This window comes from Pararhizobium qamdonense (genome assembly GCF_029277445.1).
GTDB classification, from domain to species: Bacteria; Pseudomonadota; Alphaproteobacteria; order Rhizobiales; family Rhizobiaceae; genus Pararhizobium; species Pararhizobium qamdonense.
In genome coordinates this window covers 312,644-327,697 of sequence record NZ_CP119566.1, presented here as the reverse complement: position 1 = coordinate 327,697, position 15,054 = coordinate 312,644, and the positions used below count along the sequence as shown (strand labels likewise).

Below are 15,054 nucleotides of genomic sequence, written 5' to 3'. Positions count from 1 at the left end.
AATCCGGCTATTGAATGGACTGGAGCAAGGTTTCGCGCGCCGATTTCAAATGGCGGCGGCAGGCGGCTTCGACACGGGCGGGGTCTCGGGAGCGCAGGGCAGCGATATAGTCGAGATGTTCTTCCAGCGCCCGGGCGTTGCGCTCGCGCGCATTCGTCTTGTTCCACTGGTAGTGATAGTGAAAGACGATGGTGATGATGTCATAGAAGTCGACGATGAAACGGTTGCTCGACGATGTGTGCACGAGAAGGTGGAAGCGCTCGTCGAGTTCCGAGAATTCCGTGTAGCGATTGTCGATATCGGCAAGGATTTCGCGGTGCAGCGTTTCGATCCGGTCAAGATCGGCCCAGGCCGGATGCTCCGGGGCCAGCGCCGTAAAGCTGGCGGCCGAGCGCAGTTCGAACATTTCGCGCACTTCCGTCAGTTCCAGTGCGAATTCGCGGGTAAAACCCTTCAGGATCCAATGGCTGTTCGGCCTTTTTTCGATCAGGCCGAAGCGGCTGAAGCGGATGAGGAATTCGCGCACGCTGGTCGTGCCGGTGCCGATGTCGCGGGCGAGTTCCAATTCGTTGATCTGCATGCCGGGCTCGGCACCGCCGGCCAGAATCCGGCGCATGAAACTGCGCTCGATAATATCGGATAGCGAATCGGTTTCCTCCGCCGGGTAATAATCCTCCGGTTTCGGCTGGCGCAGCACCACCTTTGCCCGCTTGTCCCAGGCCAGCAGTTGCAGCCCTTCCATGCGCGTCAGGATGGCGCGAATGGTGGTGCGGCTGACGCCGAGCGTCGTTCCCAGTTCCGGCTCGGATGGCAGGCTTGAGGTTTCCGCCAGGAGCTTGAGGCAACGGTTGAAGGCGTCCTTGAAGACGGTGTTCTGTTTCGCCATGACTGTATCGACCGGATGTGAGTTCTGTAGACCCGAAGCGCGGGCGGTGTTTTTGAGGCTGCTCTATCCGGTCCGATCGGTCCTGTCTTGGCTTTTGAAGTACGGTTTCATCGTGTTTCGTCCCTGATTTGTCTTTGATCTGATTTTGCTTTGGCACGGTGGTGACGGGAAGCATGGCAGCCGCATCCCATAATACCCATTGACGATAAACTGTCTATTGTGGATAAAAGACAAAATGAATGAGAGGCTCATTCGGATAAAAACCGTCCAGGGAGATACCAAGGGTGACCGCACCTTCCTTCATCGTTTTGTCGCCGGACGACAATGTCGCCGTCGCATCGCTGGCCATCGAGGCGGGCGGTGAACTGCCGGGTGGCGTGCGCGCCAATGGCAAGATCGATCCCGGCCACAAGGTGGCGATCCATCCCGTCCATATGGGCGAACCGGTGGTGAAATACGGCCAGGCGATCGGCCGGGCAACCGTCGAGATCGCTGCGGGCGACCACGTTCATTCTCACAATCTGGCCTTCGATCAGGACCGGCTGTCGATCGGCGCCCCGGTGCCGCCGGAAGCGGCGAGCAGCGCCGACAGGGCGCGCACCTTCATGGGCTACCGCCGCGCTGACGGGCGCGCCGCGACCCGCAATTTCATTGGCATCATCGCCAGCGTCAACTGTTCCACCACCGTCTGCCGCGCAATCGCCGAGGAGGCCAACAAGGTCATCCTGCCGCGTTATGAGGGTATCGACGGTTTCGTGCCGATCGTCCATGATCAGGGCTGCGGCATGAGTTCGACCGGCGACGGCATGAAGAACCTGCATCGAACGCTGGCCGGCTATACGCGCCATGTGAATTTCGGCGGCGTTCTGATGGTCGGACTCGGTTGCGAGGTCAATCAGTTGACGCTCTACGGCCAATCCGGAGCGGGTGCCGGAAAACGGCACTTCAACATTCAGGATGCCGGCGGTTCGCGCCGCGCCGTTGCCCGCGCGCTCGGTGTGCTCGAAGAGATCGCGGCGGAAGTCGGAACGGCCAGGCGGATTGCGATCCCGGTCAGCGAAATCATCGTCGGCCTGCAATGCGGCGGTTCCGATGGGCTTTCAGGCATCACGGCCAACCCCGCTTTGGGAGCGGCGGTCGATATTCTGGCTGGCGCCGGCGGCACGGCCATCCTGTCGGAAACCTCCGAAATCTACGGTGCCGAACATCTGCTGCGCAGCCGCGCCGTCAATGATGGCGTTGCCGAAAAGCTCGACGGCCTGATCTCCTGGTGGGAAGATTATGTCGCCATGCACGGCGCTTCGCTCGACAACAATCCGTCGCCGGGCAACAAGCGCGGCGGCCTGACCACGATCCTGGAAAAATCGCTCGGTGCCGTCGCCAAGGGCGGCCGCTCGCCGCTGACGGCGGTCTATCATTATGCCGAGCGGGTGACCGAACATGGCCTCGTGTTCATGGATACGCCCGGTTACGATCCGGTCTCGGCAACGGGGCAGGTGGCGGGCGGCGCCAATGTCATCACGTTCACCACCGGCCGTGGCAGCTGTTTCGGTTCGCGCCCCTGCCCGTCGATCAAGCTGACAAGCAACACGGCGCTTTACCGGGCCATGGAAGAGGACATGGATATCGACTGCGGCACGATTGCCACCGGCGATGCGACGATCGCCGGCATGGGCCGCGACATCTTCGACCTGATCATCGATACGGCGTCGGGCAAGAAAACCAAGAGCGAACTGTTCGGTTACGGCGATAATGAATTCGTGCCCTGGCACCTCGGCGCGACACTTTGACGGGCGGCCGCCAAAGCGGAGGAGAGACTTGATGAACGTGAGAAAAATCGGCCAGACCGACCTGTCCGTCACCGAATATAGCTTCGGCACGGCGCCGCTCGGCGGCATGTACCGGGCCTGTCCGCGCGAAACCGCGATGGAAACGCTGGAGGCCGCCTGGAGCGCCGGCCTCAGGTTCATCGATACCGCGCCCTGGTATGGGTTTGGCCTGGCCGAACGGCGCGTCGGCGATTTCCTGCACGACAAGCCCAAGGGCAGTTACGTTCTATCGACCAAGGTGGGGCGGCTGCAGCGGCCAGTCGCCGATGACCAGGTGCCGAGCTACGGTTTCGTCGATCCGCTGCCCTTTGAAACGGACTATGACTATTCCTATGACGGTATCATGCGGTCGGTCGATTTCAGCTATGCCCGCCTTGGGCTCAACCGCATCGATATTCTCTTCGTCCACGATATCGGCGTCTATACGCATGGAGCGGAGCGCAACGCGGTCTATCTTCGGCAATTGCTGGATGGCGGTTTGAAAGCGTTGGATGAGCTGAAGTCGAGCGGCGCGATTGCGGCTTACGGGCTGGGCGTCAATGAAGTGCCCGTTTGCCTCGATGTGATGGCCGAGGCGGATATCGACTGTATCCTTCTGGCCGGGCGCTATACGCTTCTTGATCGAACCGCCACCGCCGAACTGCTACCGCTTTGTGAGAAAAAGAAAACCTCGCTGGTGGTTGGCGGCGTATTCAATTCGGGTATTCTGGCCACCGGTCCGGTGGAGGGATCACATTTCGACTATATGCCGGCAACGCCGGACGTTCTCGACAAGGTGCGGGCGATGGAGGCTATTGCGCGATCTGAGGGCCTGCCGCTGGCAGCGCCGGCGATCCAGTTTCCTCTGCAGAGCCCGGCGGTGGCCTCGGTTCTGCTTGGAACAGCCAAGCCGTCGAGCCTGATACGGAATATGGAGTTGACGGAGCGGCGTTTGCAGCCGGATGACTTCAGGGCCTATGAAGCACATACGCTGGTCGCCCCGGAACTCGGCACGGATGCCGTTCGGGTCTAGCCGGCTTTCAAGAGACAAAGGAATAAGGAATGCTGAAGGGAATACATCCATTGCTCGGTCCGGAATTGCTGCATGCGATCCGCACGATGGGACATGGGGACGAGATCGTGATTGCCGATGCCAACTTTCCGGCCAGCACAATGGGCCCGAAGGTCGTGCGGGCGGACGGGGTCGATGCGCTGAGCATAACAGAGGCAATTCTTGCGCATATGCCGCTCGATACTTTCGTGGATGAGTCCGCCTGGCGCATGGAAGTCGTCGGCGATCCGCAGGCGGTGCCGGATGTCTGCGTCAAGTTCCAGAGCCTGGTCAACAAGCTTGCCGGTGATTTCAAGGTCGTGCCGATCGAGCGCTTCGCCTTCTATGAGCGTTCGCGCAAGGCCGCCTATATTGTCGCGACAACGGAATTCCGGCTCTACGGAAATATCATCCTGAAAAAGGGTGTCGTGCATCCGCAGGAACTCTACCGCGTCTGACATGGGCGCTGGCACCCGGCCCATGGAGGTGGGCCGGTTCATCTTCAGGGTGAAAAAACAAAGACTTGGCGTTGGGAGGAAAACAATGTTCAAGGCAAATTTCGACCGCTTGCAATTTCGAAATTGCTGAGATAGCTTGCCAAGGCAAAATGTTTTTTATGGATAAAAGATCGAACTGTTTGCGTCTTGCAGCCCGGTCTGAGGAGAACTGAACAAGACGTTGTTGGAGGAGAACAACACCATGACCCTTATGAAGAATATCCTGTCGCGCCGCGCCTTTACCAGCCTGGCCGGTGCCGCTGTTTTCGCGACGATGATGCCGGTGGCGTCGTTTGCGCAGGACGTGACCATCCCGATCATCGTCAAGGATACGACCTCGTTCTATTGGCAGATCGTTCTGGCCGGCGCCCGCGCTGCCGGCAAGGATCTCGGCGTCAACGTGCCGGAACTCGGCGCCCAGTCGGAATCCGACATCAACGGCCAGATCACGATCCTGGAAAATGCCGTAGCCGGCGCCCCGGCCGCTGTCGTCATCTCGCCGACGGAATTCAAGGCACTCGGCAAGCCGATCGATGAGGCAGCCAAGGCCGTCCCGATCATCGGTATCGATTCCGGCGCTGATTCCAAGGCCTTCACATCGTTCCTGACCACCGACAACACTCAAGGGGGCCGTATCGCCGCAGATGGTCTTGCTGCGGCGATCAAGGAAGCAACCGGCAAGGAAGAGGGCGATATCGCCATCATCACCAGCCTGCCAGGCGTCGGTTCGCTGGATCAGCGCCATAACGGCTTCGTCGAGCAGATCACGGCGAAATATCCGGGCCTCAAGGTCGTGGCCGACAAATATGCCGACGGCCAGGCCACCACCGGCCTCAACATGATGACCGACTTGATCACCGCAAACCCGAACCTCGTTGGCGTCTTTGCATCCAACCTGATCATGGCGCAGGGCGTTGGCCAGGCGATTGCTGAAAACAAGCTTGGCGACAAGATCAAGGTCATCGGCTTCGACAGCGACGAAAAGACGGTCGGCTTCCTCAAGGAAGGCGTTCTCGCCGGCCTCGTCGTCCAGGACCCCTATCGCATGGGCTATGACGGCATCAAAACCGCTCTTGCTGCATCGAAAAAGGAAAAGGTCGAGGCCAATGTCGATACCGGTGCAAACTTGGTGACGAAGGCCAACATGGCTGAACCGAAGATCGACGCGCTCTTGAACCCCAAGGTCAACTGATCCGAACATTGCGGCAGGCCGTCCAGACGGCCTGCCGTCTGTTGCATGATGTAATCCAGATCTGTTTCAACATGGCTGGCCATTTTAAAACGGAATTTGGACCCGGAGGAGAGGCGCCATGACCGGACTTCAAGATGTCAGCCACCGGCACGAGGGCGCGGCGGCAATTGCCAAGCACCCGGTTCCCAAGGGCGAACCGATCCTGGAACTGCGTGGCCTGCAGAAGAAATACGGGGCCGTCGAGGCCCTGAAACCGGCAAATATCACCTTCCTGTCCGGAGAAATCCACGCGATCGTCGGCGAAAACGGCGCCGGCAAATCGACGCTGATCAAGCTCCTGACCGGCGTCATCCGGCGCACCTCCGGCGAGGTCTTCTGGTGCGGCGATGCGGTGCAGCTTGCGACGCCCAATGAGGCGATTTCGCGCGGCATCAATGCGGTGCATCAGGAAGTCGTGCTCTGCCGCCATCTGTCGGTTGCGGCCAATATGTTTCTGGGCGACGAAATCAACAAAAACGGCCTGATGCGCAAGCGCGCCATGACCGATGCGGCCCAGGCCGTGCTCGACGATCTCGGCTTCAATCTCCCCGCTGCCGCTCTTCTCAGCGACCTGACGATCGGCCAGCAGCAACTGGTGGCGACGGCGCGCGCAGCGATGCGCGGCACCCAGTTTCTGATCTTCGATGAGCCGACCGCTTACCTCACCCGCCAGGAATCGGCGCAGCTCTTCCGGCTCATTCGCCGGCTACAGGGCGAAGGCGTCACCATCGTTTATATCAGTCATCGCATGGAAGAGGTTTTCGAGCTGGCCGACCGGGTTTCGGTCCTGCGCGATGGCACCCATATCGGCACCCGCAACATCGCGGAGACCAACGATGCCGAGCTGATCTCAATGATGATCAACCGCACCATCGAGCAGATCTATCACAAGGAAACGCTGCCGATCGGCGCCACCATCGTTGAGACGCGTGGCCTTTCCGGTCCGGGATTTTCCGATGTTTCGCTATCGGTGCGCGCAGGCGAAATCGTCGGTCTCTATGGTCTGATCGGCGCCGGGCGCAGCGAATTCGCACTCGGGCTTTATGGACGCCAGCCGCTCAGCGCCGGCGAAGTCTACTGGCAGGGCAGCAAAGTGAAGATCCGCAATGAGCGCGACGCCATGGATCTCGGCATCGCGCTCGCGCCCGAGAGCCGCCGCGACCAAGGTCTCTGCCTCAACTTGCCGATCGGGCTCAATATCAATCTTCCGGTTTTCGACCGGCTGTCGCGCGGCCTGACCATCAATCGCGCGCGTGAGATCGAGAATGCCGACCGCCAGATCAAGGACCTGAAGATCAAGACACCGACGCGGCGTGTCCTGGCCTCGGCCATGTCCGGCGGCAACCAGCAGAAGATCGTCATCGGCAAATGGCTGAGTCACGGCGCCAAGCTGTTCATCTTCGACGAGCCGACCGTCGGCGTCGATGTCGGCACCAAGGCGGAGATCTACCGGCTCTTTGCCCGGCTTCTGGAGCAGGGCGCAGGCATCATCCTGATTTCGTCCTATCTGCCGGAGGTCTACGAGCTGTCCGACCGGCTGCATGTGTTCCGGCAGGGAAGACTGGTTGCCAGCCACACCTATCGTAGTGCGTCGCATGAAGAAGTGCTGACCCAGGCGATCGGCGTCTAGCATCATGAAAAGACCGGATAAGAAAATGCGTGGAGGAAAATCATGAGCGTAGAGACCACAACGGAAACCGCCCCGGTGCCGAAGAAGGGCATGAACATCCTGTTCGGCCTGACGCTGCTCGGGCTCCTGCTGTTCCTCTGGCTGCTTCTCGGCCTCTCCACGACGAGTTTCTGGACCTCCAACAATATCAGCAACCTGCTGCGGCAGGGCGCCATGACGGCGATCCTTGCGGTCGGGCAGACCTTCGTCATCATTACTGCCGGTATCGATCTGTCCGTCGGCGCCGTGGTCGGCTTCTCCAGTGTCACGGTTGCCTGGCTGCTTCAGCACGGCGTGCCGCTCTGGCCGGCCATGGGCATTACGCTTCTGGTCGGTGTCGCGATCGGCGCCTTCCATGCCTTCGGTATCGTCCGCATGGGCCTGCCCGCCTTCATCATCACGCTGGCGACGCTGACCTCGCTGCGCGGCATCGGCCTTCTGGTAACCAACGGTTCGACCATATCGATCAGCGACGAGTCCTTCACCAATTTCTCGCGCGCCGATTTCCTCGGCATTCCCAGCCTGTTCTGGATGGTGATCGTCGTCGCGATCCCGGCCTATATCTTCCTGCACCTCAGCCGCTGGGGCCGCTATCTCTTTGCCGTCGGCTCCAACAGCGAGGCCGCGCGTCTTTCGGGCGTCAATGTCAATCGCACGATCTATCTCGCCTATATCCTGTCTTCCACCTGTGCTGCCTTTGTCGGCCTGCTTCTCGCCTCGCGCATCGGCATCGGCAACGCCACGCAGGCCGAGGGCTGGGAGTTGCAGGCGATCGCCTCATCGGTGATCGGCGGCACCAGCCTGTTTGGCGCGGTGGGGTCGGTGCATGGGCCGCTGCTCGGCGCCTTCATCCTCGCAACCATCAACAATGGCGCCAATCTGCTCAACGTCAATGCGTTCGTGCAGCGCATCATCACCGGCGTGCTGATCATCGTCATCGTCTATTTCGACCAGCTGCGCCGCCGCGGTTCGCGCTGATCCCTGCGGCAAGCGGCGGTTCGATCCCAACGTTTGCCGTTACCATCCATCTGTGACCTGAGACTGCAAGGAATGCCTGCCATGAAAGCGGCCATCTGCCCGGAGCCCGGGCGCCTGGATATGATCGACAGACCGGCGCCGGGTTCGCCGCCAAAAGGCTGGGCGCGCCTTGCGGTCAGCCATGTCGGTATCTGCGGCACCGACTATCATATCTTCGAGGGCAAGCATCCCTATCTCGAATATCCCCGCGTCATGGGCCACGAAATTTCGGCAACGGTGATCGAGCCCGGCGAAGGCGTATCCCTGACGCCGGGCACGCCCGTCATCGTCAATCCCTATCTGTCCTGCGGCACCTGCGGTGCCTGCCTGAAGGGCAAGCCGAACTGCTGCACGGCAATCAAGGTTCTGGGCGTGCACACGGACGGCGCGCTTTGCGAGGAAATCCTCGTGCCTGAGAAAAATCTCTATCCAGCCGGCGATCTGTCGCTGGAGGCTGCGGCAACGGTGGAGTTCCTGGCGATTGGCGCCCATGCGGTGCGCCGTTCGCTGGCGCCGGCCGGCTCACGGGCGCTCGTCATCGGTGCCGGACCGATCGGACTTGGCACGGCGCTGTTCTCGCGCATTGCCGGTCATCAGGTAACGCTGCTCGACGCCAGTGCCGAACGTTTGCAGATGGCGGCCGAACGGCTTGGTTTTGCGGAGGGAATATTGGCGGGAGACGGCGCGCTTCAGGCTGTGCAGTCAGCTACGGGCGGCGACGGGTTCGACGTGGTCTTCGATGCAACCGGCTTCGGCGGCTCGATGGAGAAATCCTTCTCCTTCGTCGCGCATGGGGGCTGCCTGGTCTTTGTCAGCGTCGTGAAGGACGACATCCGCTTCTCCGATCCCGAATTCCACAAGCGCGAAATGATGCTGGTCGGCAGCCGCAATGCGACGCGGCAGGATTTCGAGCATGTGGCAGCCTCCATTCGCGCAGGCCATGTGCCGGTCTCGTCGCTGATCACGCACCGCACCACGCTGGATGCGGTGATCACCGACCTACCGCGCTGGGCGCTTGAAAAGACCGGGCTGATCAAGGCTGTGGTCAAGATTTCCGCTTAACATCGGCGGCATCAAAACCCTTTACCGACTATCAAGGCCTCTGTGGCAGGCTTGTCAGGCCTTGTCAGAGAGGCTTTGCGGCATATTTATTGCGTCGCACAAAAAAGGTGCTAGTGTCGGCCTTGCTTGCGGACACGAAAAACAAAATGCAAAGTTGCATCCCGATGGAGCGGCGTTGTCGTTTACGGTAACAAGGAGAACGCTGCCGATGTTCTACCAGCTTTACGAACTCAACCACGCGATGATGGCGCCCTGGCGCGCGGCGGCAGACGCCATGCGGCTTGCCTATGCCAATCCGCTGAACCCGATTTCGCACACCTATATGGGCAGGGCCGCCGCTGCCGGCCTCGAAGTTTTCGAGCGCACGACCCGCCGCTACGGCAAGCCGGAATTCGGACTGCCCGAAACGGTCATCGACGGCGACGCGGTCAAGGTGCGCGAACGGACCGTCTGGCGTCAGCCCTTTTGCAATCTCATTCATTTCGAACGCGCTGTTCCGAAGGGCAGGGCTTCCGATCCGAAAGTGCTGATCGTTGCCCCGATGTCCGGTCACTACGCAACGCTGTTGCGCGGCACCGTCGAAGCGCTGCTGCCGCAGTCCGATATCTACATCACCGATTGGATCGATGCCCGTACGGTTCCCTTGACCGAAGGCACGTTCGACCTCGATGACTACATTGATTACGTCATCCAGATGCTGCATTTCCTCGGCCCCGACACGCATGTCATCGCCGTCTGTCAGCCGGCAGTGCCGGTTCTGGCCGCCGTCGCGCTGATGGAAGCCAATGACGATCCGCTGTCGCCGTCGTCGATGACGCTGATGGGTGGCCCGATCGACACGCGCATCAACCCAACAGCGGTCAACCAGCTTGCCAAGGAAAAGCCGCTCAGTTGGTTCCGCGATAATGTCGTGATGCCGGTGCCCTTTCCGCAAGCCGGCTTCATGCGCCCGGTCTATCCGGGCTTCCTGCAGCTCTCAGGCTTCATGTCGATGAACCTTGACCGCCATTTGACGGCGACCAAGGATTTCTTCGAGCATCTCGTCAAGAACGATGGCGACGCCGCCGAAAAGCACCGCGATTTCTATGATGAATATATGGCGGTGATGGATTTGACCGCGGAATTCTATCTGCAGACCGTCGAGATCGTCTTCATGCAGCATGCTCTTCCGAAGGGCGAGATGATGCATCGCGGCCAGCGGGTGGATACGACGGCGATCCGCAAGGTGGCGCTCTTGACGGTGGAAGGCGAGAACGACGATATTTCCGGCGTCGGCCAGACGCAGGCCGCACAGACGATCTGCACCAATATCCCGGAGAACATGCGCCTGCACTATATGCAGCCGGATGTCGGCCATTACGGTGTTTTCAACGGCTCGCGTTTCCGCCGCGAAATCGCGCCGCGCATCGCCGCTTTCCACCGCGAACATGCCCGCAACGCCAAGCCGGTGCGCCAGGTGATCAAGGGCGGCAAGACGGGCTGACCGGAAAACATATCGATTTCATCGATCGATATCAGACGCTTGCCGGATTTTGCGGACAATTGTCTTGCAGACCGGCAGGCGTCTTCCCATCTCGTAATAAGCGGGCCCGAAGGAGAGGCCCACTTTTAGCGAGGACTTCTGAACATGAACCAATCTGCATTGATCCGTCCGGACTGGACGCCAGCGACCATTGCCATGATGGTGCTCGGTTTCGTGATTTTCTGGCCGCTTGGGCTCGCCATGCTTGCCTATATTATTTTCGGCGAACGGCTGAAGAGCTTCAAGAAGGACGCCAACAGCACCGTTGACGGTTTCTTCTCGTCCTTCAAGCGCAAGGGCCAGCGTTATGGCCGCCCAAACTTCGGCACCGGCAATGTTGCCTTCGACGACTGGCGTGATGCCGAACTGTCCCGCCTCGACGAAGAACGCCGCAAGCTCGACGAGATGCGTGAACATTTCGACGAATATGTCCGCGAACTTCGCCGCGCCAAGGACCAGGAAGATTTCGACCGCTTCATGCGCGATCGCAATTCCGGCGGTTCCGGCTCGGTCCCGGGCTTCCCGGCCAACTGATCTTGCCATCGGCAACACATCCAAAACCGGCATCCCAAAAGGTGCCGGTTTTTCTTTTTGATGTTGTCTCATCTGATCGGGATCATGCGCCCGTCAAACGAATCGGTTATCAAGACAGTCATGTTCTCCCTGCTTCGAAAGCCGCGTCAGCCCAAATCTCCGCCGCCTCCGGTGAAGCGGACGATCGACGTTGCCGGAAAGGTCATGCCGCTGACCATTCGCCAGAATGCGCGGGCAACGCGGATGACGCTCCGCATCGAGCCCGGTGGCCGTGCCTTGAAGATGACAATTCCGGCCGGATTGCCCGAACGCGAGATCAACGCCTTTCTCGATCGTCATCAGGGATGGCTGATGACCAAGCTAGCCCGGTTTTCCGGCGAGAGCGTGTTGGAGGAGGGCGGCACGATTCTTCTGCGCGGTGTCGCGCACCGGATCGAACGCACGGGCAAGCTACGCGGCCTGACTGAAGCGGTTGTTGTCGATGACGAACCGGTCTTGCGGGTCAGCGGTGCCGAGGAGCATCTGCGCCGACGGATTGCGGATTTCCTGAAGAAGGAAGCGCGCAAGGACCTGGAACACCTGGTATCGATCTATGCGCGCATGGTTGGCCGCAAGGTGAAGTCGCTGAGTTTCAAGGATACGCGAAGCCGCTGGGGGTCCTGCGCTGCCGATGGCGCCTTGAGCTTTTCCTGGCGCATCGTCATGGCGCCGCCAAAGGTGATCGATTATCTTGCCGCCCATGAGGTTTCGCATTTGCGCGAAATGAACCACGGGCCGGATTTCTGGGACCTGTGCGAAGAGCTTTGCCCTGCAATGGACGATGCCAAGCGCTGGCTCAAGCGCAATGGCACCATGCTGCACGCAATCGACTTCGATTGAGCCCCTGGGCTTAAGGCTCATCGACGTTAAGCGCCTCAACGCCGGTACTGATTGCCCAGCGCATTCCTGATCTTCTCGTCGGTTTTGTATTGGCTGAGCGCATAGACCGACCAGATCGCAGCCGGAATCCAGCCGACCAGAGTCACCTGCAGAATAAGGCAGATAATACCCGCAATGGGCCGGCCGATGGTAAAAAACTGAAGCCAGGGCAGGATGATGGCGAGCAGAAGGCGCATGGTACTCTCCGTTATGTCTGCTTGGGATATAGGAAGCCTTAGGAGCCTTGCAACGGGTCTATAACGCATAGGGCACGCGCACGAACGGCGAATCGGCTGCAAAATCCTTGATATTTCTGGTGACGAGCAACAGGCCGTTTGCCTGTGCCGAGGCCTCTATTATCGCATCCGGAAGCTTGATGCGCCGCTTGCGGCGAAGCGTCACGGCGAGATCGGCAATTGGTGCAGTCAGCCCGACCAGGGTAAAGCCGTTGAGAAAGGCACGCGTTCCCGCCTCAGCCTCTTCGCCCGCACCGGCCATCACCTCCATCCATGAAATGATGCTGATGACCTTTTCCTCATAAAAATCAAACTCGGTGCGTGCCTGAGAGATACCATTGAGATAATCAATCAGGATGTTGGTATCGAACAGCGCCTTCACCATTCGCTGCGCACTTTCTCTTGATAAGACAGACCGTCCATTCCGCTTTCGCCCCAGAGCCCGAAAGCATCTTGAATATCGACGCGCCGCCTGCGTTCGACGTAATCATCGATGGCAGCACGTATCACTGCCGCGCGCGACAATTTTTCTGTCCTGGCAATATCTTCCAGTGCTTGAACTTGAAGCTCGGTTATGTCGATCAAGGTTCTCAACGCGTCGTCCCATACATATATCGATATATGATATCGTTTTAACATTACCTTGTCATCGGAGTGTCCTGCAAGCCCTGATATGTCGGTTTTAAGCTCGACTCCGGCCCCATTTCATGTCAGTGCGCTGTGCATGAAAACGGAAGTTAAAATTTGCGGGCTGAAGACTGCCGAGGCGGTGGATCGGGCCGTGGCGCTGGGGGCTGGCTATACGGGTTTCATCTTCTTTCCCAAGAGCCCCCGCAATATCGAGCCCGACGATGCGGGCCGGTTGGCGGAGCGCATTCGCGGCAAGGCCAAGATCGTCGCCGTTACCGTCGATGCCGACAATGATGATCTCGATGAGATAGTCTCGGCACTGTCCCCGGATATTCTCCAGCTTCATGGGAACGAGAGCCCCGAGCGGGTCTTGAACGTCAAGGCCGTCTACGGATTGCCCGTCATTAAGGCATTGTCCGTTCGCGATGCTGATGATCTCAGGCGGATCGAACCCTATATAGGAATAGCCGACCGCTTCCTGTTTGATGCCAAGCCGCCAAAAGGCTCGGATCTGCCGGGTGGCAATGGCGTTTCTTTCGACTGGACGCTCCTGGATACGCTTGACGAAAGCGTGGATTACATGCTTTCCGGTGGTTTGAATGCGCAGAATATCGGTGAAGCCCTGGCGCTGACGGGCGCCAAGGCGATCGACACGTCCTCCGGCGTCGAAAGCGCGCCGGGGATCAAGGATCTGGGCCGCATGGAAGAGTTTTTCGATGCCGTCGCCCGCGCGGACGCGGCCGGAGCCAAAGCATTGGCAGGGAGAAGCAAGTGAACGAGACACCAAACCTGAATTCGTTCAAGACCGGACCTGATGAGGATGGCCGCTTCGGCATTTTCGGCGGCCGTTTCGTCGCCGAAACCCTGATGCCGCTGATCCTCGACCTGCAGGCGGAGTGGGATAAGGCCAAGACCGATCCGGAATTCCAGGCGGAACTGAAGCATCTCGGCGCCCATTATATCGGCCGCCCGAGCCCGCTTTATTTCGCCGAGCGCCTGACCGAGCATCTGGGCGGCGCTAAGATCTATTTCAAGCGCGAAGAGCTGAACCATACCGGCTCACACAAGATCAACAATTGCATCGGCCAGATCCTGCTCGCCAAGCGCATGGGCAAGACCCGCATCATCGCCGAAACCGGTGCCGGCCAGCATGGCGTGGCCTCCGCCACCGTTGCCGCCCGCTTCGGTCTTCCCTGCGTCGTCTATATGGGCGCAACCGATGTCGAGCGTCAGGCGCCGAACGTGTTCCGCATGAAGCTGCTCGGTGCCGAGGTCAAGCCGGTCACCGCCGGGTCCGGCACGCTGAAGGACGCGATGAACGAGGCCCTGCGCGACTGGGTCACCAATGTCGATGACACCTATTACCTGATCGGCACCGCTGCCGGTCCGCATCCCTATCCTGAAATGGTCCGCGACTTCCAGTCGGTGATCGGCATCGAAGCCAAGCAGCAGATGCTGGAGGCCGAAGGCCGCTTGCCGGACCTGGTCATTGCCGCCGTCGGTGGCGGATCGAATGCGATCGGCATCTTCCACCCGTTCCTGGACGACGACACCGTCAAGATCGTCGGCGTTGAAGCTGGCGGCAAGGGGCTGGAAGGCGACGAACATTGCGCGTCGATAACAGCGGGCTCGCCAGGCGTTCTGCATGGAAACCGGACCTATCTGCTCCAGGACGGCGACGGCCAGATCAAGGAGGGCCACTCGATTTCGGCCGGTCTCGATTATCCCGGTATCGGCCCCGAACATTCCTGGCTCGCCGATATCGGCCGTGTCGATTACGTGCCGATCATGGACCATGAGGCGCTGGAGGCCTTCCAGCTTTTGACGCGCCTGGAGGGCATCATTCCGGCGCTGGAGCCGAGCCATGCGATCGCCGAGGTGATCAAGCGGGCGCCGACGATGGGCAAGGATGAAATCATCCTGATGAACCTGTCGGGCCGTGGCGACAAGGATATCTTCACCGTCGGCAAACTGCTTGGAATGGGGCTGTAAC

General features: G+C 59.9%; 16 protein-coding genes. 12 read left to right on the top strand and 4 right to left on the bottom strand.

What is annotated here, in order from left to right; translation table 11 throughout:
• Positions 1-7: 7 nt before the first annotated feature.
• Positions 8-886, bottom strand: coding sequence for a GntR family transcriptional regulator (locus PYR65_RS01635; protein ID WP_276119636.1), 879 nt, complete (start codon positions 884-886; stop codon positions 8-10).
• A 284-nt stretch (positions 887-1,170) separates the two neighbouring features.
• On the opposite strand from PYR65_RS01635, the gene PYR65_RS01630 reads away from it, so the two are divergent.
• From PYR65_RS01630 to PYR65_RS01585, 10 genes are all read left to right on the top strand, one after another.
• Positions 1,171-2,676, top strand: a complete 1,506-nt coding sequence (locus PYR65_RS01630; protein WP_276119635.1) for a UxaA family hydrolase — start codon at positions 1,171-1,173, stop codon at positions 2,674-2,676.
• Positions 2,677-2,707: 31 nt separating this feature from the next.
• Positions 2,708-3,727 (top strand): aldo/keto reductase, encoded by a 1,020-nt coding sequence (locus tag PYR65_RS01625; RefSeq protein WP_276119634.1) that lies wholly within the window; start codon positions 2,708-2,710, stop codon positions 3,725-3,727.
• A 29-nt stretch (positions 3,728-3,756) separates the two neighbouring features.
• Complete coding sequence (locus PYR65_RS01620; protein WP_060640306.1) at positions 3,757-4,203, top strand: RbsD/FucU family protein; 447 nt, start codon at positions 3,757-3,759, stop codon at positions 4,201-4,203.
• A 241-nt stretch (positions 4,204-4,444) separates the two neighbouring features.
• Positions 4,445-5,434 (top strand): ABC transporter substrate-binding protein, encoded by a 990-nt coding sequence (locus PYR65_RS01615; protein WP_060640307.1) that lies wholly within the window; start codon positions 4,445-4,447, stop codon positions 5,432-5,434.
• Between the two features lie 118 nt (positions 5,435-5,552).
• On the top strand, positions 5,553-7,103 hold the full coding sequence (locus PYR65_RS01610) for a sugar ABC transporter ATP-binding protein (protein ID WP_060640308.1): 1,551 nt from the start codon (positions 5,553-5,555) through the stop codon (positions 7,101-7,103).
• Positions 7,104-7,145: 42 nt separating this feature from the next.
• Positions 7,146-8,120 (top strand): ABC transporter permease, encoded by a 975-nt coding sequence (locus PYR65_RS01605; protein ID WP_060640309.1) that lies wholly within the window; start codon positions 7,146-7,148, stop codon positions 8,118-8,120.
• An 81-nt stretch (positions 8,121-8,201) separates the two neighbouring features.
• On the top strand, positions 8,202-9,221 hold the full coding sequence (locus tag PYR65_RS01600; RefSeq protein WP_276119633.1) for a zinc-binding alcohol dehydrogenase family protein: 1,020 nt from the start codon (positions 8,202-8,204) through the stop codon (positions 9,219-9,221).
• A 208-nt stretch (positions 9,222-9,429) separates the two neighbouring features.
• The gene (gene phaZ / locus PYR65_RS01595) at positions 9,430-10,704 is read left to right on the top strand and encodes a polyhydroxyalkanoate depolymerase (protein WP_276119632.1); all 1,275 of its coding nucleotides are present in this window, start codon (positions 9,430-9,432) and stop codon (positions 10,702-10,704) included.
• Between the two features lie 144 nt (positions 10,705-10,848).
• Positions 10,849-11,277 (top strand): DUF2852 domain-containing protein, encoded by a 429-nt coding sequence (locus PYR65_RS01590; RefSeq protein WP_060640311.1) that lies wholly within the window; start codon positions 10,849-10,851, stop codon positions 11,275-11,277.
• A 120-nt stretch (positions 11,278-11,397) separates the two neighbouring features.
• Positions 11,398-12,156, top strand: coding sequence for a M48 family metallopeptidase (locus PYR65_RS01585; RefSeq protein ID WP_276120934.1), 759 nt, complete (start codon positions 11,398-11,400; stop codon positions 12,154-12,156).
• Positions 12,157-12,191: 35 nt separating this feature from the next.
• Here the strand turns inward: PYR65_RS01585 and PYR65_RS01580 are convergent, their stop codons facing one another.
• The 3 genes from PYR65_RS01580 to PYR65_RS01570 are packed head-to-tail and all read right to left on the bottom strand — an operon-like array spanning position 12,192 to position 13,025.
• Positions 12,192-12,392, bottom strand: coding sequence for a YqaE/Pmp3 family membrane protein (locus PYR65_RS01580; RefSeq protein WP_276119631.1), 201 nt, complete (start codon positions 12,390-12,392; stop codon positions 12,192-12,194).
• A 58-nt stretch (positions 12,393-12,450) separates the two neighbouring features.
• Positions 12,451-12,816, bottom strand: a complete 366-nt coding sequence (locus tag PYR65_RS01575) for a type II toxin-antitoxin system VapC family toxin (RefSeq protein ID WP_276119630.1) — start codon at positions 12,814-12,816, stop codon at positions 12,451-12,453.
• Positions 12,810-13,025 carry a ribbon-helix-helix protein, CopG family gene (locus PYR65_RS01570; protein ID WP_276119629.1) on the bottom strand — a complete coding sequence of 72 codons (216 nt, stop codon included), beginning with the start codon at positions 13,023-13,025 and terminating at the stop codon, positions 12,810-12,812. Before PYR65_RS01570 ends, PYR65_RS01575 begins: the two co-directional genes overlap by 7 nt.
• Before the next feature lie 130 nt (positions 13,026-13,155).
• Here PYR65_RS01570 and PYR65_RS01565 point away from each other — a divergent pair, with 130 nt between their 5' ends.
• A complete protein-coding gene (locus PYR65_RS01565; protein ID WP_276119628.1) occupies positions 13,156-13,836 on the top strand; it encodes a phosphoribosylanthranilate isomerase in 681 nt (226 codons plus the stop codon).
• A complete protein-coding gene (gene trpB / locus PYR65_RS01560) occupies positions 13,833-15,053 on the top strand; it encodes a tryptophan synthase subunit beta (RefSeq protein ID WP_060640315.1) in 1,221 nt (406 codons plus the stop codon). The genes PYR65_RS01565 and trpB overlap by 4 nt, the downstream gene beginning before the upstream one ends.
• Position 15,054: the final 1 nt, after the last annotated feature.